The following is a 331-nucleotide window of genomic DNA, read 5'->3' on the forward strand; positions in this document are numbered from 1 at the left end:
GTCGTCGTTGCCCCCGCTGGCGACGTCGAGGCGGGCGAGGAGGGCGTCGGCGAGGTGTTCCGCGCCGAACTCGGTGCAGGTGGCGAGCGTGGAGGTCAGGCGGGCCAGGCCGACGTCGATGTCCTCATCGCGGCGTTCGATCAGGCCGTCGGTGTAGAGGACGAGGGTGTCGCCGGGAGTGTAGGTGGCGTTGGCCTGGGGGCGGGGGACGTGTTCGGGGCGGGCGCCCAGCGGTGGGTCGGTGGCCTGGTCGAGCAGCTCGCAGGAGCCGTCCGGGTGCAGCAGGACGGGCGGGGGGTGGCCGGCGCTGCTGTAGACGAGCAGGTGGCTG

At 73.7% G+C, this 331-nt stretch carries 1 protein-coding gene; it reads right to left on the minus strand.

What is annotated here, in order from left to right; translation table 11 throughout:
* Positions 1-331 (minus strand): PP2C family protein-serine/threonine phosphatase (locus IO33_RS0142210; RefSeq protein ID WP_031174364.1); only part of this gene is annotated, 331 nt, incomplete at both ends.

Source organism: Streptomyces durhamensis (assembly GCF_000725475.1).
Taxonomy (GTDB): Bacteria; Actinomycetota; Actinomycetes; order Streptomycetales; family Streptomycetaceae; genus Streptomyces; species Streptomyces filipinensis.